General features: G+C 71.2%; 19 protein-coding genes and 1 pseudogene. 8 read left to right on the top strand and 12 right to left on the bottom strand.

Annotation, left to right across the window (positions count from 1 at the left end; genetic code table 11):
• Window positions 1–8: 8 nt before the first annotated feature.
• Window positions 9–338 carry an ATP/GTP-binding protein gene (locus ACF08F_RS25630; RefSeq protein ID WP_392300874.1) on the bottom strand — a complete coding sequence of 110 codons (330 nt, stop codon included), beginning with the start codon at window positions 336–338 and terminating at the stop codon, window positions 9–11.
• Window positions 339–536: 198 nt separating this feature from the next.
• On the opposite strand from ACF08F_RS25630, the gene ACF08F_RS25625 reads away from it, so the two are divergent.
• Window positions 537–1571, top strand: coding sequence for an LLM class flavin-dependent oxidoreductase (locus tag ACF08F_RS25625; RefSeq protein WP_392300873.1), 1035 nt, complete (start codon window positions 537–539; stop codon window positions 1569–1571).
• Window positions 1572–1677: 106 nt separating this feature from the next.
• Here the strand turns inward: ACF08F_RS25625 and ACF08F_RS25620 are convergent, their stop codons facing one another.
• Window positions 1678–2070, bottom strand: coding sequence for an SCO5389 family protein (locus ACF08F_RS25620; RefSeq protein ID WP_030210566.1), 393 nt, complete (start codon window positions 2068–2070; stop codon window positions 1678–1680).
• 228 nt (window positions 2071–2298) lie between these two features.
• Between ACF08F_RS25620 and nucS the strand changes: the two genes are divergently transcribed.
• Window positions 2299–2970 (top strand): endonuclease NucS, encoded by a 672-nt coding sequence (nucS, locus tag ACF08F_RS25615; RefSeq protein ID WP_392300872.1) that lies wholly within the window; start codon window positions 2299–2301, stop codon window positions 2968–2970.
• 79 nt (window positions 2971–3049) lie between these two features.
• Here nucS and ACF08F_RS25610 read toward each other — a convergent pair whose 3' ends face one another.
• From ACF08F_RS25610 to ACF08F_RS25595, 4 genes are all read right to left on the bottom strand, one after another.
• Entirely contained in the window at window positions 3050–5752 is a 2703-nt protein-coding gene (locus ACF08F_RS25610; protein WP_392300871.1) for an ATP-binding protein, read from the bottom strand.
• Between the two features lie 211 nt (window positions 5753–5963).
• Window positions 5964–6287 carry an anti-sigma factor antagonist gene (locus ACF08F_RS25605; protein WP_392300870.1) on the bottom strand — a complete coding sequence of 108 codons (324 nt, stop codon included), beginning with the start codon at window positions 6285–6287 and terminating at the stop codon, window positions 5964–5966.
• Between the two features lie 127 nt (window positions 6288–6414).
• Complete coding sequence (locus ACF08F_RS25600; RefSeq protein WP_392300869.1) at window positions 6415–7263, bottom strand: 3-hydroxyacyl-CoA dehydrogenase family protein; 849 nt, start codon at window positions 7261–7263, stop codon at window positions 6415–6417.
• 183 nt (window positions 7264–7446) lie between these two features.
• Complete coding sequence (locus tag ACF08F_RS25595) at window positions 7447–8085, bottom strand: TetR/AcrR family transcriptional regulator (RefSeq protein ID WP_392300868.1); 639 nt, start codon at window positions 8083–8085, stop codon at window positions 7447–7449.
• An 88-nt stretch (window positions 8086–8173) separates the two neighbouring features.
• Between ACF08F_RS25595 and ACF08F_RS25590 the strand changes: the two genes are divergently transcribed.
• Genes ACF08F_RS25590 through ACF08F_RS25580 form a run of 3 tightly spaced genes read left to right on the top strand, consistent with a single transcriptional unit; the run spans window position 8174 to window position 10290 of the window.
• The gene (locus ACF08F_RS25590; RefSeq protein ID WP_392300867.1) at window positions 8174–8947 is read left to right on the top strand and encodes an ABC transporter ATP-binding protein; all 774 of its coding nucleotides are present in this window, start codon (window positions 8174–8176) and stop codon (window positions 8945–8947) included.
• 7 nt (window positions 8948–8954) lie between these two features.
• Window positions 8955–9704 carry an ABC transporter permease gene (locus ACF08F_RS25585; protein ID WP_392300866.1) on the top strand — a complete coding sequence of 250 codons (750 nt, stop codon included), beginning with the start codon at window positions 8955–8957 and terminating at the stop codon, window positions 9702–9704.
• A 13-nt stretch (window positions 9705–9717) separates the two neighbouring features.
• Window positions 9718–10290 carry a cob(I)yrinic acid a,c-diamide adenosyltransferase gene (locus tag ACF08F_RS25580; RefSeq protein WP_189509310.1) on the top strand — a complete coding sequence of 191 codons (573 nt, stop codon included), beginning with the start codon at window positions 9718–9720 and terminating at the stop codon, window positions 10288–10290.
• Window positions 10291–10401: 111 nt separating this feature from the next.
• On the opposite strand, the pseudogene ACF08F_RS25575 reads toward ACF08F_RS25580, so the two are convergent.
• A pseudogene (locus ACF08F_RS25575) lies at window positions 10402–10953 on the bottom strand (hypothetical protein); the annotation flags it as partial.
• A 152-nt stretch (window positions 10954–11105) separates the two neighbouring features.
• On the opposite strand from ACF08F_RS25575, the gene ACF08F_RS25570 reads away from it, so the two are divergent.
• The 3 genes from ACF08F_RS25570 to ACF08F_RS25560 all read left to right on the top strand — a co-directional run bounded on the left by ACF08F_RS25570 (window position 11106) and on the right by ACF08F_RS25560 (window position 14981).
• Entirely contained in the window at window positions 11106–12302 is a 1197-nt protein-coding gene (locus tag ACF08F_RS25570) for a sensor histidine kinase (protein WP_392300865.1), read from the top strand.
• A gap of 54 nt (window positions 12303–12356) precedes the next feature.
• Window positions 12357–13013 (top strand): response regulator, encoded by a 657-nt coding sequence (locus ACF08F_RS25565; protein ID WP_392300864.1) that lies wholly within the window; start codon window positions 12357–12359, stop codon window positions 13011–13013.
• Between the two features lie 210 nt (window positions 13014–13223).
• The gene (locus ACF08F_RS25560; RefSeq protein WP_392300986.1) at window positions 13224–14981 is read left to right on the top strand and encodes a glycosyl hydrolase family 18 protein; all 1758 of its coding nucleotides are present in this window, start codon (window positions 13224–13226) and stop codon (window positions 14979–14981) included.
• Between the two features lie 65 nt (window positions 14982–15046).
• Here ACF08F_RS25560 and ACF08F_RS25555 read toward each other — a convergent pair whose 3' ends face one another.
• From ACF08F_RS25555 to atpA, 5 genes are all read right to left on the bottom strand, one after another.
• Window positions 15047–15493, bottom strand: coding sequence for a DUF2550 domain-containing protein (locus ACF08F_RS25555; RefSeq protein ID WP_015036211.1), 447 nt, complete (start codon window positions 15491–15493; stop codon window positions 15047–15049).
• Between the two features lie 145 nt (window positions 15494–15638).
• Window positions 15639–16013: a F0F1 ATP synthase subunit epsilon gene (locus ACF08F_RS25550; protein ID WP_024761909.1), complete on the bottom strand. Its 375-nt coding sequence runs from the start codon at window positions 16011–16013 to the stop codon at window positions 15639–15641.
• Between the two features lie 111 nt (window positions 16014–16124).
• The gene (atpD, locus tag ACF08F_RS25545) at window positions 16125–17567 is read right to left on the bottom strand and encodes a F0F1 ATP synthase subunit beta (RefSeq protein WP_392300863.1); all 1443 of its coding nucleotides are present in this window, start codon (window positions 17565–17567) and stop codon (window positions 16125–16127) included.
• Window positions 17567–18484, bottom strand: coding sequence for a F0F1 ATP synthase subunit gamma (locus ACF08F_RS25540; RefSeq protein WP_150266029.1), 918 nt, complete (start codon window positions 18482–18484; stop codon window positions 17567–17569). The genes atpD and ACF08F_RS25540 overlap by 1 nt, the downstream gene beginning before the upstream one ends.
• Window positions 18485–18504: 20 nt before the next feature.
• Window positions 18505–20103 (bottom strand): F0F1 ATP synthase subunit alpha, encoded by a 1599-nt coding sequence (atpA, locus tag ACF08F_RS25535; RefSeq protein WP_150266031.1) that lies wholly within the window; start codon window positions 20101–20103, stop codon window positions 18505–18507.
• Window positions 20104–20221: the final 118 nt, after the last annotated feature.

Below are 20221 nucleotides of genomic sequence, written 5' to 3'. Positions count from 1 at the left end.
GACCTGCCTCAGTACCTCGGCGCGTTCCTGGACCGCTGCACCCTGCTGGTGCGGCGGTCCTTCGCGCTCCAGCAGGCCTTGTGCCAGTGGCGGCGGTCGTCGACGCCCCCGTACTCGGGCCAGGCGACGACGTGCGGGGCGCCGGAGGGGATCTCCTGGTCGCAGCCGGGGCAGCGGTAGCGCTTGCCCGGCGAGCTGGCTCCGGCGACGAGGCGGACGTACCACTCCTCGCCCTGCCAGGTCTCGCTGCGCTGCGCGCCGCCGTACCGGTCGCCGGGTTCGCCCTGCTGCTGCTCGGGCTTCTCGCCGCCTCGGGAGCGGTTGTGGCGCGGGGACACGGGCACACCTCACGGGGTCTGGGGACACGGACCGTTCTCTCCAGCCTACGGGCCGCGACACGGTGCCCCGGGCCCCGCCCAGGACGGCTTAGCCGAAAATCGCAAGAACTTCATGAACGGCCGTTGCCTTTGGCACGTGTCAGACGTTGTTGCCAGTGCGAGGGGAGATACGCGTCGGCCGCAAGGAGGCAGAAGGCGATGCGCGTGGGTACGTTCGTTCTGGCCGCACAGTTCCCGGGCCAGGGACAAGGGGAGGCCCTGCACCGGGCGGTGCGGACCGCCGAGGTCGCCGAGGAGGCGGGGCTCGACTCCGTCTGGCTCGCCGAGCACCACTTCGTGCCGTACGGGGTCTGCCCCTCGGCCGTGACGCTCGCCGCGCTGCTCCTCGGGCGCACCCGGCGGCTGAGGGTGGGCACGGCGGTCAGTGTGCTGCCGACCGTCCACCCGGTCGCCCTGGGAGAGCAGGCGGCGCTGCTGCACCTCACCTCGGGCGGCAGGTTCACCCTCGGGGTGGGCCGGGGCGGGCCGTGGGTCGACCTGGAGGTCTTCGGCGCGGGTCTGGAGGCGTACGAGAAGGGCTTCCCGGAGTCGCTCGATCTGCTGCTGCGGTGGCTGGGCGAGTCCCGGGTCGGCGCCGAGGGGGAACGATTCGCTTTCCGTGAGGTGGCGGTCGTCCCCCGGGCCGACGAGCTGATCGGCGGTGAGTCGGGGCCCGAGGTCGTGGTGGCCTGCACCTCGCAGAAGAGTGTGCGGCTCGCGGCGGAGCGGGGGCTTCCGATGCTGCTCGGGATGCACTGCGGAGACCAGGACAAGGCCGAGATGGTCGCGGCCTGGGCGCGCTGTGCGCGGGAGGCCGGGCGGGACCCGGACGAGATCGCGCGGATCGGCGCGGGGCACGTCTCGGCGGGGGTCGTCCAGCTCGCGGACCGGGCGGCGGACGCGGCCGAGTCGTTGGTGAAGGCGATGCCGGGCTGGCTGAGGCAGGGTCTCGACGCGCATGTGACGGTCGACGGCCGGCACCGGGCGATGCGGGACCCCGTGGCGTACACGGAGCTGCTGTGCGGGCTGCACCCGGTGGGCACGCCCCGGCTGGCGGCGGACCGGCTCGCGGCGACGGCGGAGCGTACGGGCATCACACGGTTCGCTCTGCTCGCCGAGGGTTCGGGCGATCTCGCGGCGACCGAGGAGAACGTCCGGCGGCTCGGCGCCGAGGTGCTCCCGCTGCTGGCCTGAGGCCCGGCGGGGAGAGTGTGCGGCCGCTCCGGCATCTCTTCGTGGTCGACGCGCGTCGGCACGCGTCGACCACGTCTCCCGCGATGCGGAGCGGCAGCACCATGTCTCAGCAGTCGCGCAGGGTCGGCGACTGGTTGAGCAGCTGACCCCGTACGGACGTGAAACGGGCGAGCCGCTCGTCCACCGCCGGGTCCAGCGGGAACACGGCCACGCGGTGGCAGTTCTGGAAGGCGAGACGCACCCCGAAATGCCGCTGCAGGGCGCCACGAATGGCATCGCTCGCGAGCGCGCGCAGCAGCTGACCGCGTGCCTGCTCGTTCGGCGGCGGCGTCTGGTTGTCGGCGAACTCTCCGCCGTCGACCTTCAGCTGGGCCACCAGGGAACTGATCATCTCCCATGCGTAGGGCAGGGAGGTCCGGACGCAGTCGACGAAGTCGGCTTCGTCGACCTCGCCTCGCTCGGCCTGTTCCAACAGTGCCGGTGAGACGTCGAGCGACATGGGTTCTCCTCTCGCGACCCCGCGGACGGGGTCTTGCGGGCAGGGACGAAGGCCGGGCCGTGCGCCACGCAGCGTGCACGGACGACGACCTCCAGCTTCCACGGTAAGCGCGCAGACCTGGTCGCACCAGAAGATTGGGAACACAACAGGCTGATAACCGACGGGTGTTCGGCTCAGGATGATGCCCGAATCGCGCGGAAGAGCGCCCGTCTTGTAGCGTTGCGGACCATGCGTCTCGTCATTGCCCGTTGCTCCGTGGACTACGCGGGTCGGCTCACGGCCCACCTGCCCTCCGCGCCCCGTCTGATCCTGATCAAGGCCGATGGGAGCGTCTCGATCCACGCGGACGACCGGGCGTACAAACCGCTCAACTGGATGTCCCCGCCGTGCACGCTGAAGGAGGGTGCGGACGGTGAGGCGGGCGTCTGGACCGTGATCAACAAAGCGGGCGAGAAACTGATCATCACGATGGAGGAGATCCTCCACGATTCCTCGCACGAGCTCGGTGTGGACCCCGGTCTCATCAAGGACGGCGTGGAGGCCCACCTCCAGGAGCTGCTCGCCGACCGCATCGAGACGCTCGGCGAGGGGTACACCCTGATCCGCCGCGAGTACCCGACGGCGATCGGCCCCGTGGACATCCTGTGCCGCGACGCGGACGGCGGGACGGTCGCGGTGGAGATCAAGCGGCGCGGTGAGATCGACGGCGTCGAGCAGCTGACCCGCTACCTGGAGCTGCTCAACCGCGATCCGCACCTGGCCCCCGTGAAGGGCGTGTTCGCGGCGCAGGAGATCAAGCCGCAGGCGAAGGTGCTCGCGACGGACCGCGGGATCGGCTGCGTCGTGCTCGACTACGACGCCCTGCGCGGCATCGAGGACGACAAGCTCCGCCTCTTCTGAGCGGTAGGAGTACGGGTACGGGTACGGCCCCGGGTGCGAGGAACGCGCCCGGGGCCGTACCCGTCTGCCGTGAGCGGGGTCAGGCGATCGTCGTCTCCGAGGCGGCGGGGCTGTCCGGGGCCGAGGGGCCGCCGCCGAGGGGCGCCGACGCGGTGGTGCTCGGCGAGTTCTCCTCGGCCGGCGGAGCGGTGGTCGTCGGCGGCGCCGTGGTCGGCGGGGTGGTGGTCGGCGGCGGGGTCGTCGGCGGGGCCGTGGTCGTCGGCGGAGTGGTCGTCGGGCTCGATGTCGTCGGGCGCGGTCCGCCGGTGGCCGAGGGGCTCGACGGCGGCCGGGTCGTGGACGGGGAGGTGGTGCGTGTCGGCCCGCCCGTGGGCGAGGGCGGGGTGGAGGACGGCGCCGTGGACGAGGACGACGAGGAGGAGCCGGGCGAGCTCGGGGAGCCGGTGGCGCCGGGGCTCGTCGGCTGGTCCGACGGGGAGCTGCCGTCCGAGCCGGAGGGGCTCGGGGAGCCGGAGTGCGTGGGATCGCCCGACTCGCCGGTGTCGCCCGGCTCGCCGCCCTCCCCCGCCTCGCCCTCGGCGGGCGGCTCCTCGCCGTCGGTCCCGTCGTCGAGGGTGCCGTCGGTCGCCGTGCTGTCGGAGGTGACGCGGTTCGTGGCGGGGTCGTCGCCGTCGCCGGAGGTCGCGCCGAGGGTGACGACGGTGCCGAGGACGGCCACGAGGAGCGCGCCCGCGCCGACGGCGGCGAGGTTGCGCCGGGCGCCGCTGAGGATGCCGGCCTTGAGGCCCGGGCGGCGGCCGTTCTGCTCGGTGTCGGGGCGCGTGACGAGGGTCGGGCCCTCGTCGGCGAAGTCCGGGAACGCGGGGATCGGCGGGACCGCCGCGGCCCGCACGGGGCCGCCGGGCAGCGGGGCCGTGGGCGGCTCCGGGGCCGGGAGCGCGGGCCGGGCCGGGGTGCGCCGCAGGGCGGGGGTGCCACGGGGCGGCGAGACGGGCTCCTCGGCCCGGGCCGCCGCGACCGGGGTGGCGTGCTCCCCGGAGAGGTCGGCGACGAGCGCGAGCGCCCGGCGGCCGGCGACGGTGCCGCGCTTGTCGGCGAGCACCCCGCGCATCCCGATGGAGGCCTCCAGCTCGGCGCGGGCCCGCTCCAGGTTGCCGGCGCAGATCGCGAGGACGCCCAGTTCGTGGTGGAAGTACGCCTCCTCGGCGACGTCCCCGGCGAGCCGGGCGGCCTCCTGTCCGGCGCGCAGGGCCCGCTCCCAGGCGCCCCAGTGCAGTCCCGCGGCGAAGGCGGGCGCGGCGGCGCGGGCGAGGAGGACGGCGGTGGCCCGGCGCTCGTCGTCGGTGCCGGCCTCGGTGCCGGGGACGAGCGCGGCCAGGGCGGCGAGGAGGGCGTCGGACTCGGCGGCGGCGCGCTCGGGCGTGACGGAGGGGTGTCCGGCCCACCAGGCGTAGTGCTGGGCGGCGGTGTGCACGCGGTCGGCGGCGTCGCGCTCGTACCCGTGGGCGAGGAGCTGGGTCAGGACCCCGCCGGCGAGCCGGTAGCGGGTGCCGACCGGGGAGAGCAGCCCGCAGGCCACGAGCTCGCCGAGAGCGGCGTCGGCGTGGGTGTCGCCGACCAGGGCCGGCAGGTGGGCCTGGTGCGGGACCTCTCCGCCGAGGGCCACGGTGAAGCGCAGGGCCTCCTGGGCGGAGCGGCTGAGCCGCGAGGCGAGGAGGGCGGCGGGGGCGGCGCCCTCGCCGAGGCTGGGCAGGGGTATCTCGCGGAGCTCGACGTCGGCGTCCTCGACGCCGTCGAAGGCGGCGGCCGCGGCTGCGGCGGCGGCCTCGGGGTCGGTCGGGCCGAAGGCCTCTTCGAGGGCGCCGAAGGCGTCGAACTCGGCCGGGGTGACGCGCAACCGGTCGCGCTGGCGCAGCAGTGCCCCGGCCTGGACGAAGCGGAGGGGCAGGCCCTCGGACTCGAACCACAGGTCGCCGGCCCAGTTGGCCTCGTCGTCGGTGAGGGTGCGGCCGACGGCGCTCTCCAGGAGCTTGAGGGACGAGCCGCGGCCGAGGCCGGTGAGGGTGACCTCCTCCACGTGGGCGTCGGCCGTGGGGGCGGGGGCGTCGGGGGCGGCGGCGAGGAGGAAGGCGCACTCGGGGGCGGCGGCGAGGAGTTCGTCGAGGGCGGCGCCGCCGAACTCCAGGTCGTCGACGACGACGACGGCGCCGACGTCGCGGAGCCGGTCGAGGAGCTCGGGCCGGTCGGGCCGGTGGTTCGGGGCGTACCGGACGGCGGTGAAGAGTTCGTGCAGGAGCTCGGTGGGGGTGCGGTGGTGGCCGGAGAGGCGGACGACGCCGTCGGGGGCGAGCTCCGCGCAGTCGGCGGCGACCGCGTCGAGGAGGGCCGTACGGCCGGATCCGGCGGGTCCGGTCAGACGGGCGGAGCGGCCGCGTCCGAGGATCTCGGCGAGCCGCTCGCGCTGCTCCTGCCGTTCGAGGAGGGGCAGCTCGGGGGCGGCGGGGCCGGGCGGTACGGGCGGGGCCGCGGCGCGGGCGGCCTCGGCGCGCTCCTCGGGGGTGCGGCGGCGGGGGGCCGCGGGCTCCTGGCCCGGCGGGCAGGGTTCTATCTCGCTGCCGTCGACGGGGTTGACGGTGAGGAGCAGCTCGCCGGAGACCAGTCTGACGACGCGGGCGCGCGCGGGGGCCGCGGGCGCGGGCGCGGGCACACCGCGGCCCTGGCGGGTCTCGTCACCCTCGGTGTCGTGCCCGTACTGCTCCGACCCAGGGTTGATCGGGTCCATGGTGCAAGCCCCCAAGAAGCGGTGTCCGGTGCCCGCCGGGTGGGTCCGTCAATGTGCAGGCGACCGAACCCTAGACCGTGGTCAGGCGCTCGGGAACAGCCGGGGTGCCACGGAGACCAAGACGTCACGGTCTTGTGAGGATTGAGCGTGACGCCTGGTTCACACAGCTGCTTCACAGACGGCTGCGCCCTCGGGGGGCGCGCGCGACGGGTCAGACCCGGGGCAGCGACTCCGCGGCGAGGCCGCCCTCGATGGCGAGGATGCGGTGGAGCCGGGTGGCCACCAGCAGTCGCTGCATCTGGGGCGGCACCCCGCGCAGGACGAGGCGCCGGCCGCGGCGGCCGGCCCTCCGGTGAGCGCCCATGATCACGCCGAGCCCGGTCGCGTCCCAGGAGTCGAGGCCGGTCAGGTCGAGCACCAGATCGCCGTCTCCGTCGTCGACGGCCGAGTGCAGGACCGTACGGGCGTCCGCCGCGCTGCGGACGTCGAGGCGGCCCCCGACGACCAGCTCGACGTGGTCGCCCCTGATGTGCATATGCGCTCCCCGAGAGTGCTCCGTCTTCGCAACAACTGACTGCCGCACCGGCAGAAGCGTTGCGCCTTGTCAGCGAACCGGTACCGAAATTCACCCCACGGAGTGAGGGCGGGGTGGCGGGCCGGACTCAGTGCTTGTAGAAGCCCTGCCCGCTCTTGCGCCCGATGTCACCCGCGTCCACCATCCGGCGCATCAGCTCCGGGGGTGCGAACTTCTCGTCCTGGGACTCGGTGTAGATGTTGTTGGCGGCGTTCACCAGGATGTCGATGCCGGTGAGGTCGGCCGTGGCGAGCGGGCCCATGGCGTGGCCGAAGCCCAGCTTGCAGGCGATGTCGATGTCCTCGGCGGTGGCGACGCCCGACTCGTGGAGCTTGGCGGCCTCGACGACGAGGGCGGCGATGAGCCGGGTGGTGACGAAGCCGGCGACGTCGCGGTTGACCACGATGCAGGTCTTGCCGACGGACTCGGCGAACTCACGCGCCGTGGCGAGGGTGGCGTCGCTGGTCTTGTAGCCGCGGACGAGCTCGCAGAGCTGCATCATCGGGACCGGCGAGAAGAAGTGCGTGCCGACGACGGCCTCGGGGCGCTCGGTCACCGCGGCGATCTTGGTGATCGGGATCGCGGAGGTGTTGGAGGCGAGGACGGCGCCGTCCTTGGCGACCTTGTCGAGCGAACGGAAGATCTCGTGCTTGACGTCGAGGTTCTCGAAGACGGCCTCGACGACGACGTCGGCGTCGGCGACGGCCTCCAGCTCGGTGGTGGCGGTGATCCGGCCGAGGGCGGCCTCGGCCTCGGCCGCGTCCAGCCGGCCCTTGGCGACGAAGCGGTCGTACGACGCCTTGATGCCGTCGGTGCCGCGGGTGAGCGCGGCGTCGGTGACGTCACGCAGGACGACGTCCCAGCCCGCCTGTGCGGAGACCTGCGCGATGCCGGACCCCATGAGTCCGGCTCCGATGACGGCGAGCTTCCTGGCCACGATGTTCCACCCCTTAACGCCTGTTCACTTCTGGCTCTTCGGCGGAGATTAGCGGGCCCGGGGCGCCATGTGACCGCTAAGTAACGCGCGTCACGCCCTCTTTGACGGACGTCACACTCGCGACACCTCTTCCGCGCCCCCTTCCGGACGGGGCATACGCCCGGGGGTACGGGCGTCGCTCCCTCAGGCCTCGCGCACGGCGTACGTCAGGACCCTCTCGCCCAGCAGCTCCTCGATCTCGTCGAGGAGGACGAGGGCCTCGCGGGAGACGGTGGTCGCCTTGCGTCCCGCCGTCATCTCGCGGGTGATGTAGGCGACGACGGTGCTCTCGATCCAGGCGAGCTGGCCGCCGACGAGCAGCGGCAGCGGGTCGTCCCCGGCGGCGCCGGTCTCCTCGCGCAGGGTGGTGACGACGGCGTCGTGGACCTGCTGCTGGAGGTGGAAGAGCCGGGCCTTGAGGGTGGGCGCGTGCTCGATGACGTTCATGAAGGCGTCGAAGCCGTCCATGAGTCCGTACGCGGGCGAGACGGCGCCGATGTCCTGGCGCAGCGCGCGCAGGACGGCCGCGGCGGCGGACTCACCCTTGTCGCGGCCGCGGATCATGCGGGCGAGGCGCTGGGTGACGCCGTCCATCCGGTCGAGGAAGAGGTCCTCCTTGGCCGGGAAGTAGTTGTAGACGGTGTTGACGGAGACGTCCGCCGCCTCGGCGACGTCGGCGACGGTCACGGCCACGAAACCGCGCTCCAGGAACAGTCCTGTCGCGATGTCCGAGATCCGCTGCTTCGTCTCGCGCTTCTTGCGTTCCCTGAGTCCCTCGGCCATGCCCACATCCTAGGCTTCCTGAAATTTTGGGGCACGTGAAAACTTGGAGGCATTGCAAAATTTCATTGACTCTGTTTTTGTGGTCGTCATGCCCATCATCAGCACGGCCGGGCTCGCCCGGACCTTCACCGGCGGCGACGGCACCGTGGAGGCCGTCCGCGGCATCGACCTGACCGTCCGACCAGGCGAGATCCTCGGCCTCCTCGGACCCAACGGCGCCGGCAAGACGACCACCCTGCGCATGCTCACGACCCTTCTCCCACCCACCGGCGGCGCCGCCACCGTCGCCGGTCACGACCTCCTCAAGGACCCCGCGGCCGTCCGCCGCCGCATCGGGTACGTCGCCCAGTCCGGCGGCCTCGACCCCCAGGAGACGGTCCGCTCCGAACTCGTCCTCCAGGGCAGGCTCTACGGCCTCGACCGCACCCGCGCGACCGCGCGCGCCGAGGAGCTCGCGGAGGACCTCGGCCTCACCGAGCTCCTCGACCGGCCGACCCCGGCGCTCTCCGGCGGCCAGCGCCGCCGCCTCGACCTCGCGATGGGGCTCACCCACCGGCCGGAGGTCCTCTTCCTCGACGAACCGACGACCGGCCTCGACCCCGCCAGCCGCGCCGACCTGTGGGCCCTGGTGCGGCGGCTGCGCGACGAGCACGGCACGACCGTCGTCCTCACCACGCACTACCTGGACGAGGCCGACGCCCTCGCCGACCGCATCGTCGTCGTGGACAAGGGCACGGTCGTAGCCGAGGGCAGCCCCGCCGCCCTCAAGGCCGCGCACGGCGCCGCCACCCTCCAGGACGCCTTCCTGGCCATCACCGGGCGCGGCCCGGCCCCCGTGGACACCACCCCCGTAGCCGTCTAGGACCCCGATGCTTCTCCACGACACCGCGCTGCTCTTCGGGCGCTACGCCCGCCAGACCCTGCGCTCCCCGTTCCAGATCTTCTTCGGCGCCCTGATGCCGCTGCTCCACCTGTTCTTCTTCGGGCCCCTGCTCACCGGCCTCCCGCTGGGCCGCGAGGGCGACTCCTGGCAGATCCTCGTCCCGGGCCTGCTGCTCCAACTCGGCCTCTTCGGAGCCTCGTTCGCCGGCTTCTCGATCATCCTGGAGAAGGGCTGGGGCGTGTTCGACCGGATGCGGGTCACTCCGGTGAGCCGACTGGCCCTGCTGCTCGGGCGGGTCCTGCGCGACGCCGCGCTCTTCGTCTTCCAGGCGGTGCTGCTCGTCGCCGTGGCCGTTCCGATGGGCCTCCGGGCGCCGCTCCCCGGAATCCTGGCCGGCTTCGGCTTCGTCGCCCTGCTCTCGACGGCGCTCGCCTCGCTCTCGTACGCGCTGGCGCTGAAGCTGCCGAGCCCGCAGGAGTTCGGTCCCGCGATCAACACGCTCGCGATGCCGGCGATGCTGCTCTCGGGCCTGATGCTGCCGATGGCCCTCGCCCCCGGCTGGCTCGACACGCTCTCGCACCTCATGCCGTTCCGCTATCTGGTGGACGCGGTCCGGGAGGCGTACCTCGGCCACTACACGACACCGACCATGCTGTACGGGGTGCTCGTCGCCCTCGGCCTGACGGCGCTCGCCGTGACGGTCGGCACACGGTCGTTCCGCAGCGCCGGTGCCTAACTAGGCTGGACCCATGGTCAATCTGACGCGCATCTACACCCGTACCGGCGACCAGGGCACCACGGCCCTCGGCGACATGAGCCGGACCGCCAAGACGGATCTCCGGATCTCGGCCTACGCCGACGCCAACGAGGCCAACGCCGCCATCGGCACGGCCGTCGCCCTCGGGCAGCTCGACGAGGAGGTCGTGAAGGTCCTCGTCCGCGTCCAGAACGACCTGTTCGACGTGGGCGCCGACCTGTGCACTCCCGTGGTGGAGGACCCGAAGTACCCGCCGCTGCGCGTCGAGCAGAGCTACGTCGACAAGCTGGAGGCCGACTGCGACCGCTTCCTGGAGGAGCTGGAGAAGCTGCGCTCCTTCATCCTGCCGGGCGGCACGCCCGGTGCGGCACTGCTGCACCAGGCGTGCACGGTGGTACGGCGGGCGGAGCGCTCCACGTGGGCGGCGCTGGAGGTGCACGGCGAGACGATGAACACCCTGACCGCCACGTACCTCAACCGGCTATCGGACCTGCTCTTCATCCTTGCCCGGACGGCGAACAAGGAGGTCGGCGACGTCCTCTGGGTCCCGGGCGGCGACCGCTGACCCGTCCTTGGAGACCGGTGCGCCGTCCTCACGGGCCGGGGTGCCGTCCTCACGGGCCGGGGTGCCGTCCTTGAGGGCCGGGGCTCCGTCCTTGAGGGCCGGGGTGCCGTCCTCGGCGGTGTCCTCGCCCTCCGGGGCCTTCTTCGGCCAGATCGCGTAGGTGAGCGCGATCAGGCCGTGGATGCCGACCAGCCGCCAGATGCCCCCGATCGAGGCCTCCAGCTTCGAGGTGTCGCCGTCCCCGCCGACGTACCAGACCGCGGCGAGCAGGAGGCCGGAGGCGACGGAGGCCATCACCACCGAGCCGAGCCAGATCCTTCCCTCGTGGTGGGCGCGCGCCATGCCGTACTTCGGCGCCTTCACGGGCGGCGGGCCGCCGCCGAAGCGGTGGGCGGCATGGCCGTCGAGCCACTTCACGGTGCGGTGGCCGTGGCCCACGGTGTAGCCGATGTAGAGGGCGGCGAGGCTGTGCCGCCAGGCCGGTTCCGCGCCGTTCTTGAGGTCCATCGCGGTGACGACGAGGAGCAGGATCTCCAGGAGCGGCTCGCAGAGCAGCAGTGCCATGCCCAGCTTGGGCATCCGCAGCAGGTAGCGGGCACCGAGTCCGGCGGCGAGCAGGACCCAGAAGCCGACCTCGCAGACGACGATCAACGTGACGATCACGACGGTTCCCCTTTCCGTTCCCCTTCAGCGTCCCGTGGGATCCGGCCGCGTTCGTCGTCGTCGGTGACGAACTCCGCCTACATCCTTCGACGGAGGGACGGATCGGCCCGGACGAGGAGGTCGGGGCAGGTGGGGGCGTGTTGGATGGGTACGTGACGCTCCCCCGCCCGCACCGCCTCGACCTGTTCATCGCCCTCTCGGGGCTCGCCTGCGGCGTGCTCCTCTGGTCCTTCGGGCTGTACACGACGGGCGACCGCGTCCTCGACCAGCGGTGGGCGGCGCTCGTACCCCTCGCGGTGATGGCCTCGATGGAGGCGCTGCGGCGGACCCTGCCGCAGACGGCGCTGACCGTCGGGACGCTCGCCCTGGTCGCCGACCAGTTCACCAACGGGAACCTGGTCACGGTCCTGATGTTCACGGACATCGTCTACGCGGCCGTCGTCTACGGCTCGCCCTCCCTCGCCCGCCGCGTCCCGTACAGCACCGGGCTGATCACGGTCGCCGTGACGGTCGGCTTCCTCGTCTGGTGGCAGAACGCGGTCGCCCTGCTCATCGGGGTGATCACCGGCATGATCTCCTTCATGCCCGCGGTGACCGGCTCCATCGTGCGCAACCACCGGGAGGCCGCGGATGCGGCCCGGCTCCGCGCCGAGCAGACCGCGCTCCTCGCCGAGATGGACCGGACGCAGGCCGTGGTGGCCGAGCGGTCCCGGATGGCGCGCGAGCTGCACGACATGGTGGCGAACCACCTCTCCGCCATCGCGATCCACTCCACGGCCGCGCTCTCGCTCGACGAGCCGGCCACCACCCGGCAGGCGCTGACCGTGATCCGGGAGAACAGCGTCGAGGGCCTCGCCGAGATGCGGCGGCTGATCGGGCTGCTGCGCGACAGCGGCGGGGACACCGAGCCGGCCGCGGCGCCGACGCTCGCCGGTCTGGACGCGCTGGTGGCGCAGTCCGCGGCCAACGCCGGACCGGGCGGCCTCGTCCTCCTCCTCGACGACACACGGCAGAGCCCGGCGGCGCTCCCGGCACCGGTGGAGCTGGCCGCGTACCGGATCGTGCAGGAGTCCCTGACGAACGCGCTCAAGCACGCCGCGCCCGGCGAGGTGCGGGTGACCCTCGGCCAGGAGCCGGGCGCGCTGTGGATCCGGGTGACGAGCCCGTACGGGCAGCGCTCCGGCCCGACGGCGCCCGGTTCGGGGGCCGGCCTGGTGGGGATGCGGGAGCGGGTGGCCCTGCTCGACGGAGAATTCGAGGCGGGTCCGGTCACGGACGACGAGGGCCGGAAGACCTGGCGGGTCCGGGCGGAACTGCCCGTGGGCGCGAGCGACGAGGAGCGGACATGACGGCAGGGACACCTGGGAGGCGGGCATGACGGTGCGGACGGGCGGGAAGCGGGCATGACGGTGCGGGTACTGGTCGCCGAGGACCAGAGCGCGGTACGGGCGGGGCTCGTCCTGATCCTGGGCAGCGCCCCGGACATCGAGGTGGTCGGGGAGGCCGCGGACGGGGAGCGGGCGGTGGAGCTCGCCCGCGAGCTGCGCCCCGACCTCGTCCTGATGGATGTGCAGATGCCGCGGATGGACGGGGTGACGGCGACCGGGATCGTCGTCTCGGAGGGGCTCGCGGACGTCCTCGTGCTGACCACCTTCGACCTCGACGCGTATGTGTTCGGCGCGCTGCGGGCGGGCGCCTCGGGCTTCCTGCTGAAGAACGCGGAGGCACGGGAGCTCATCGAGGCGGTGCGGACGGTGGCGCGCGGCGAGGGGCTGATCGCCCCCGCGGTGACCCGGCGGCTGATCGCCGAGTTCGCCGCGACGGGCCGGCGCCCGGCGCGCCCCTCGGGCGGGACGGATCCGGCGGTGCTCGACACCCTGACGCCCCGGGAGCGCGAGGTGCTGTCGGCCCTGGGCGGAGGTCTGTCGAACGCCGAGATCGCGGTACGTCTCGACATGGCGGAGGCGACGGTGAAGACGCACGTCAGCAAGGTCCTGAGCAAACTGGAGCTGCGCAGCAGGGTCCAAGCGGCGGTATTGGCACAGGAGTTGGGGGTCTGACCGAGATCGGCAACGTTGGTCTGGACCTCTTGACGATTGGTCCAGACCTTCCTACGCTCGCGGGGCGCGCGCAACTCTCTCGGACCACCCCCACCCAGAACGTCCGCAACTTGAGGAGCACCGTTGAGCACTCAAGCACCGACGCGCCGAAGAGGATTCAGGGCACGGGCCGCAGCCGCCCTGACCGCCCTGACCCTCCCGCTCGCCGCCATGGTCGGCCTCGCCACCCCCGCAGAGGCGGCCACCTCCGCCACGGCGACCTACACCAAGACCCAGGACTGGGGCAGCGGCTTCGGCGCCAGCTGGACCATCAAGAACACCGGCACCACCACGATCAGCTCGTGGAACCTGGAGTGGGACTACCCCTCCGGCACCCGGGTCACCTCCGCGTGGGACGCCACCGTCACCAACAGCGGCAACCACTGGACCGCCAAGAACGTCGGCTGGAACGGCACCCTGGCCCCCGGCGCCTCCGTCTCCTTCGGCTACAACGGCGCCGGATCCGGCGCCCCCACGGGCTGCAAGATCAACGGCGCCGCCTGCGACGACTCCACCCCGCCGGGCGACAACCCGCCCTCGGCCCCCGGCACCCCGGTCGCCTCGGACATCACCAACACCTCGGTGAAGCTCAGCTGGGGCACGGCCACCGACGACGTCGGCGTCAAGAACTACGACGTCCTGCGCGACGGCACGAAGGTCACCACCACCACCGCCCTGACCTGGACCGACCAGGGCCTCACCGCCGGCACCGACTACACCTACTCGGTCGTCGCCCGCGACACGATCGACCAGACCGGTCCCGCCGCCGGCCCGACCCCGGTGCGCACCACCGGCGGCGACACCCCGCCGCCGCCGAAGGCCGTCAAGCTGGGCTACTTCACCAACTGGGGCGTCTACGGACGCAATTACCACGTGAAGAACATCGTGACCTCGGGCTCCGCGTCCAAGATCACCCACATCAACTACGCCTTCGGCAACGTCCAGGGCGGCAAGTGCACCATCGGTGACGCCTACGCCGACTACGACAAGGCGTACACCGCCGACCAGTCCGTCGACGGCGTCGCCGACACCTGGGACCAGCCGCTGCGCGGCAACTTCAACCAGCTGCGCAAGCTGAAGAAGGCGTACCCGAACATCAAGGTCCTCTGGTCCTTCGGCGGCTGGACCTGGTCCGGCGGCTTCGGCCAGGCCGTGCAGAACCCGGCCGCCTTCGCCCAGTCCTGCTACGACCTGGTCGAGGACCCGCGCTGGGCCGACGTCTTCGACGGCATCGACCTGGACTGGGAGTACCCGAACGCCTGCGGTCTCACCTGTGACACCAGCGGCGCCGCGTCCTTCAAGAACATGATGCAGGCCATGCGTGCCAAGTTCGGCGCGAACAACCTGGTCACCGCGGCCGTCACGGCCGACGCCTCCGCCGGCGGCAAGATCGACGCCGCCGACTACGCGGGCGCCGCGCCGTACTACGACTGGCTGAACGTGATGACGTACGACTTCTTCGGCGCCTGGGCGGCGAAGGGCCCGACGGCCCCGCACTCCCCGCTCACCTCCTACGCCGGCATCCCCCAGGCGGGCTTCAACTCCGCCGAGGCGATCGCCAAGTTCAAGGCGAAGGGCGTCCCCGCCAACAAGCTCCTCCTCGGCATCGGCTTCTACGGCCGCGGCTGGACCGGCGTCACCCAGTCCGCCCCCGGCGGCACGGCCACCGGTCCGGCGCAGGGCACGTACGAGCAGGGCATCGAGGACTACAAGGTCCTCAAGAACTCCTGCCCGGCCAACGGCACCGTCGCGGGCACCGCGTACGCCCACTGCGGCACCAACTGGTGGAGCTACGACACCCCCGCCACCGTCAACTCGAAGATGGGCTGGGCCAAGAACCAGGGCCTCGGCGGAGCGTTCTTCTGGGAGTTCAGCGGTGACACCAGCAACGGCGAGCTCGTCGGCGCCATCCACACCGGTCTGAACTAACCACGACGACCGGGAACGACGAAGCGGGGGCCGGCGCAGCACGCCGACCCCCGCTTCCTCACGTGTCAGGCCACGTTCACCCTCTGGCCGGGAGGCGCCGCCTCCAGCCAGGCCATGAACCCGGTCCGGGCGTCCTCGCTCATCGCGAGCTCCAGACGGACGCCCTCGTACATACAGGGCTGGATGACCATGTCGGAGAGGAGCGCGAGCTCCTCCTCGCCCTCGGGCATCCGCCGCTCCAGGGCCACGATGGACGAACGCTCCAGGACCCGGCGGGGCCGGGGAGCGTACGAGAAGACACGGAACCAGGCGATCTCATCACCGCTGTAGCGGGCGACGCCGTACACCCAGCCCTTGCCGCTCGGATCCGGCTCGTCGGGGACGTTCCAGTGCAGGGAACAGTCGAAGGTGCCGCCGGCGCGCTGGATCAGCCTCCTGCGCAAGCCGAAGACGAAGAGTCCGATCACCACCAGTGCGACGACCAGGCCGCACACGAGCAGAGCGAGGAACATCTTCACCGACCTCCTCGCTGCGTCCCGTAGCCGGCAGGGCCGACCGAACCGAAATACACGTGCATCTGCATCGCCTCAGCCGCGGCACGGTCTGGAAAATTCCAGCCGTGCCGCGGCTGAGGGCACTTCTACTCGGCGCGGACCGTCAGCGGACCGCTACCGCGCGCAGCCGGACATCGGCGCGCCGCTCGGCGGCGGCGTCGGAGTCCGACTTCGCACGCTCCAGCGCGCGCTCGGCGCGCTGGGCGTCGATCTCGTCCGCCAGCTCGCAGATCTCCGCGAGCAGAGACAGCTTGTCGTCGGCGAAGGAGATGAATCCGCCGTGGACGGCGGCGACGACAGTCGCGCCCTCGCTCGTACGGATGGTCACCGGGCCCGACTCCAGCACACCGAGCAGCGGCTGGTGGCCGGGCATGACGCCGATGTCGCCGGAGGTGGTACGCGCGATGACCAAGGTGGCCTCGCCGGACCAGACACTCCGGTCCGCGGCGACCAGCTCGACGTGCAGCTCAGCAGCCAAGGGTGGCTCCTCGGGTCACCACCCGGCGGTCGTGCCGGGTGTTGGGGTCAATTCTAATGGGCGTGGTGAGGGGGGCGGGACAGGATCCCGCCCCCCTCAGGAGCACGGGGCTCAGGAGACGCCGAGCTCCTTGGCGTTCTTCTTGAGGTCCTCGATGCCACCACACATGAAGAAGGCCTGCTCGGGGAAGTGGTCGTACTCACCGTCGCAGATCGCGTTGAACGCGGCGATCGACTCGTCGAGCGGAACGTCCGAACCGTCCACACCGGTGAACTGCTTCGCCGCGTGGGTGTTCTGGGACAGGAAGCGCTCGACACGGCGGGCGCGGTGGACAACGAGCTTGTCCTCCTCGCTCAGCTCGTCGATACCGAGAATCGCGATGATGTCCTGGAGGTCCTTGTACTTCTGCAGGATTCCCTTGACGCGCGTGGCGGCGTCGTAGTGGTCCTGCGCGATGTAGCGCGGGTCCAGGATCCGGGACGTGGAGTCCAGCGGGTCCACGGCCGGGTAGATGCCCTTCTCGGAGATCGGACGGGAGAGAACCGTCGTCGCGTCGAGGTGGGCGAAGGTGGTGGCCGGGGCCGGGTCGGTCAGGTCGTCCGCGGGGACGTAGATCGCCTGCATCGAGGTGATCGAGTGACCACGGGTCGACGTGATGCGCTCCTGGAGGAGACCCATCTCGTCGGCCAGGTTCGGCTGGTAACCCACCGCGGAGGGCATACGGCCGAGCAGCGTGGAGACCTCGGAACCGGCCTGGGTGAAGCGGAAGATGTTGTCGATGAAGAAGAGAACATCCTGCTTCTGCACATCGCGGAAGTACTCCGCCATGGTCAGACCGGCGAGGGCCACGCGGAGACGCGTGCCCGGCGGCTCGTCCATCTGGCCGAAGACAAGCGCGGTCTTGTCCAGAACCCCCGCTTCTTCCATCTCGACCATGAGGTCGTTGCCCTCACGGGTGCGCTCGCCGACGCCCGCGAAGACCGAAACACCGTCGTGCAGCTTGGCCACACGGACGATCATTTCCTGGATCAGAACGGTCTTGCCGACACCGGCACCACCGAACAGACCGATCTTTCCACCCTTGACGTACGGGGTGAGAAGGTCGACGACCTTCAGGCCGGTCTCGAACATCTCGGTCTTGGACTCGAGCTGGTCGAAGGCCGGGGCCTTGCGGTGGATCGTCCAGCGCGGCGCGTCCGACACCGTGGAGGCGTCGGCGTTCAGCACCTCACCGAGCGTGTTGAACACACGGCCCTTGGTGACGTCACCGACGGGGACGGTGATGCCCGTGCCCGTGTCGGTCACCGGGGCCTGGCGGACCAGACCGTCGGTGGGCTGCATCGAGATGGTGCGGACGACGCCGTCACCGAGGTGCTGGGCGACCTCGAGCGTCAGCGTCTTGGTGCCACCCTCAACGGCCGGGTCCGGGACCTGGACGTTCAGCGCGTTGTAGATCTCCGGCATCGCGTCGACGGGGAACTCCACGTCGACGACCGGGCCGATGACCCGGGCGACGCGGCCCGTGGCGGCGGCCGTCTCAACAGTGGTCGTCATTACTTGTCACTCCCCGCGGTCGCGTCGGCCAGGGCTGCGGTGCCACCGACGATCTCGCTGATTTCCTGGGTGATTTCGGCCTGGCGGGCCGCGTTGGCAAGTCGGGAGAGGTTGTTGATCAAGTCTCCCGCGTTGTCGGTCGCCGACTTCATCGCGCGGCGCGTGGCGGCGTGCTTGGAGGCAGCCGACTGGAGCAGCGCGTTGTAGATCCGGCTCTCGACGTACCGGGGCAGCAGGGCGTCGAGGACGTCCTCCGCCGACGGCTCGAAGTCGTACAGCGGTCGGAGCGTGTCCGAGTCGCCGGCCTCCTTCGCCACCTCGTCGAGGCTGAGGGGCAGCAGCCGGGCCTCGACCGCCGTCTGGGTCATCATCGAGACGAACTCGGTGTAGACGATGTGGAGCTCGTCCACACCACCCTCGGCCGTGTCCTTCTCGATCGCCTCGATCAGCGGTGCCGCGATCGTCTTGGCGTCGCCGTACGACGGCTGGTCCGTGAACCCGGTCCACGAGCCGGCCAGCTTCCGCTCACGGAAGTTGTAGTGCGCGATACCACGACGGCCGACGACGTAGATCGTGACCTCGCGGCCCTCGCTCTCCAGCTTCGCCGTCAGCTTCTCCGCCGCCTTGATGGCGTTGGAGTTGAAGGCACCGGCCAGACCGCGGTCGCTCGAGAGGAGCAGTACCGCGGCGCGGACGGGGTTCTCCGCCTCGGTGGTCAGCGGGTGCTTGTCGTTCGCACCCGTGGCCACCGCCGTGACCGCGCGCGTCAGCTCGGTCGCGTACGGAGTCGACGCCTGCACCTTGCGCTGCGCCTTGACGACACGCGAGGCGGCGATCATCTCCATCGCCTTGGTGATCTTCTTCGTCGCGGTGACGGATTTGATGCGACGCTTGTAGACCCGGAGCTGCGCTCCCATGAGTCAGGTCCCTTCCGTCGTCACTTCGAGACGTTGACGGCGGCCGGAGCGTCCTCGCCCAGCAGCTTGCCGTCAGAGGTCTCGAACTGCTTCTTGAACTCCGCGATGGCGTCGGCGACGGACTGCAGCGTGTCGTCCGACATCTTGCCGCCCTCACGGATGGAGGTCATGAGGCCCGAGTGGTTCTGGCGGAGGTACGCCAGGAGCTCGGCCTCGAAGCGACGGATGTCGACGACCGGGACGTCGTCCATCTTGCCGGTGGTGCCGGCCCAGACGGAGACGACCTGGTTCTCGGTGGGCATCGGCTGGTACTGAGCCTGCTTGAGCAGCTCGACCATCCGCTGTCCACGCTCCAGCTGCGCCTTCGAGGCGGCGTCCAGGTCCGAACCGAAGGCGGCGAACGCCTCCAGCTCACGGAACTGGGCCAGGTCCACGCGGAGGCGGCCGGAGATCTGCTTCATCGCCTTGTGCTGGGCGGAGCCACCGACACGCGAGACCGAGATACCGACGTTCAGGGCCGGACGCTGGCCGGCGTTGAACAGGTCGGACTCCAGGAAGCACTGGCCGTCGGTGATGGAGATGACGTTGGTCGGGATGAACGCCGACACGTCGTTCGCCTTGGTCTCGACGATCGGCAGACCGGTCATCGAACCCGCACCGAGCTCGTCCGAGAGCTTCGCGCAGCGCTCGAGCAGACGCGAGTGCAGGTAGAAGACGTCACCCGGGTAGGCCTCACGGCCCGGCGGGCGGCGCAGCAGCAGCGACACGGCGCGGTAGGCGTCGGCCTGCTTCGACAGGTCATCGAAGACGATCAGGACGTGCTTGCCCTGGTACATCCAGTGCTGACCGATGGCGGAGCCGGTGTACGGCGCCAGGTACTTGAAGCCGGCCGGGTCGGACGCCGGGGCGGCGACGATCGTCGTGTACTCGAGCGCGCCGGCCTCTTCCAGGGCGCCGCGAACGGACGCGATGGTCGAGCCCTTCTGGCCGACGGCGACGTAGATGCAGCGAACCTGCTTGTTCACGTCGCCCGAGCGCCAGTTGTCGCGCTGGTTGATGATCGTGTCGACACACAGCGCGGTCTTGCCGGTCTGACGGTCACCGATGATCAGCTGACGCTGACCACGGCCGACCGGCGTCATGGCGTCGACGGCCTTGTAGCCGGTCTCCATCGGCTCGTGCACCGACTTACGGGCCATAACGCCCGGGGCCTGCAGCTCGAGGGCGCGGCGGCCCTCGGTCGCGATCTCGCCGAGACCGTCGATCGGGTTGCCGAGCGGGTCGACAACGCGGCCGAGGTAGCCCTCACCGACACCGACGGAGAGGACCTCGCCGGTGCGCTGCACCGACTGTCCCTCCTCGATACCGCTGAACTCGCCGAGGACGATCGCACCGATCTCGCGCTCTTCGAGGTTCAGCGCGAGGCCGAGGGTGCCGTCCTCGAACTTCAGCAGCTCGTTCGCCATGGCCGAGGGAAGACCCTCGACCTTCGCGATGCCGTCACCGGCCAGGCTGACCGTGCCGACCTCCTCGCGCGAGGCCGCGTCCGGCTGGTACGACTGGACAAAGTTCTCCAGTGCGTCCCGGATCTCCTCCGGCCGGATCGTGAGCTCCGCCATCTGGGTTCCCTGCTCTCCTTGTTGGGCCCGAAGTTTCTTAAGGGGTCTGGGGGCCGACCCCCAGGAATCTTCTGCAATCTCTGCACGGCCCAACCGGGCCGCTGGTGATGCTGTGATG

Origin of the sequence: Streptomyces sp. NPDC015130, assembly GCF_043080005.1 — a bacterium.
Taxonomy (GTDB): domain Bacteria; phylum Actinomycetota; class Actinomycetes; order Streptomycetales; family Streptomycetaceae; genus Streptomyces.
This window is presented reverse-complemented; position numbering and strand designations above follow the sequence as displayed.

Excerpts from the sequence above, each read along its gene's own strand:
- ACF08F_RS25625 (WP_392300873.1), top strand. The coding sequence starts at position 537 with ATGCGCGTGGGTACGTTCGTTCTGGCCGCACAGTTCCCGGGCCAGGGA.
- ACF08F_RS25620 (WP_030210566.1), bottom strand. The coding sequence starts at position 2,070 with ATGTCGCTCGACGTCTCACCGGCACTGTTGGAACAGGCCGAGCGAGGC.
- nucS (WP_392300872.1), top strand. The coding sequence starts at position 2,299 with ATGCGTCTCGTCATTGCCCGTTGCTCCGTGGACTACGCGGGTCGGCTC.
- ACF08F_RS25610 (WP_392300871.1), bottom strand. The coding sequence starts at position 5,752 with ATGGACCCGATCAACCCTGGGTCGGAGCAGTACGGGCACGACACCGAG.
- ACF08F_RS25605 (WP_392300870.1), bottom strand. The coding sequence starts at position 6,287 with ATGCACATCAGGGGCGACCACGTCGAGCTGGTCGTCGGGGGCCGCCTC.
- ACF08F_RS25595 (WP_392300868.1), bottom strand. The coding sequence starts at position 8,085 with ATGGCCGAGGGACTCAGGGAACGCAAGAAGCGCGAGACGAAGCAGCGG.
- ACF08F_RS25590 (WP_392300867.1), top strand. The coding sequence starts at position 8,174 with ATGCCCATCATCAGCACGGCCGGGCTCGCCCGGACCTTCACCGGCGGC.
- ACF08F_RS25585 (WP_392300866.1), top strand. The coding sequence starts at position 8,955 with ATGCTTCTCCACGACACCGCGCTGCTCTTCGGGCGCTACGCCCGCCAG.
- ACF08F_RS25580 (WP_189509310.1), top strand. The coding sequence starts at position 9,718 with ATGGTCAATCTGACGCGCATCTACACCCGTACCGGCGACCAGGGCACC.
- ACF08F_RS25565 (WP_392300864.1), top strand. The coding sequence starts at position 12,357 with ATGACGGTGCGGGTACTGGTCGCCGAGGACCAGAGCGCGGTACGGGCG.
- ACF08F_RS25560 (WP_392300986.1), top strand. The coding sequence starts at position 13,224 with ATGGTCGGCCTCGCCACCCCCGCAGAGGCGGCCACCTCCGCCACGGCG.
- ACF08F_RS25555 (WP_015036211.1), bottom strand. The coding sequence starts at position 15,493 with ATGTTCCTCGCTCTGCTCGTGTGCGGCCTGGTCGTCGCACTGGTGGTG.
- atpD (WP_392300863.1), bottom strand. The coding sequence starts at position 17,567 with ATGACGACCACTGTTGAGACGGCCGCCGCCACGGGCCGCGTCGCCCGG.
- ACF08F_RS25540 (WP_150266029.1), bottom strand. The coding sequence starts at position 18,484 with ATGGGAGCGCAGCTCCGGGTCTACAAGCGTCGCATCAAATCCGTCACC.
- atpA (WP_150266031.1), bottom strand. The coding sequence starts at position 20,103 with ATGGCGGAGCTCACGATCCGGCCGGAGGAGATCCGGGACGCACTGGAG.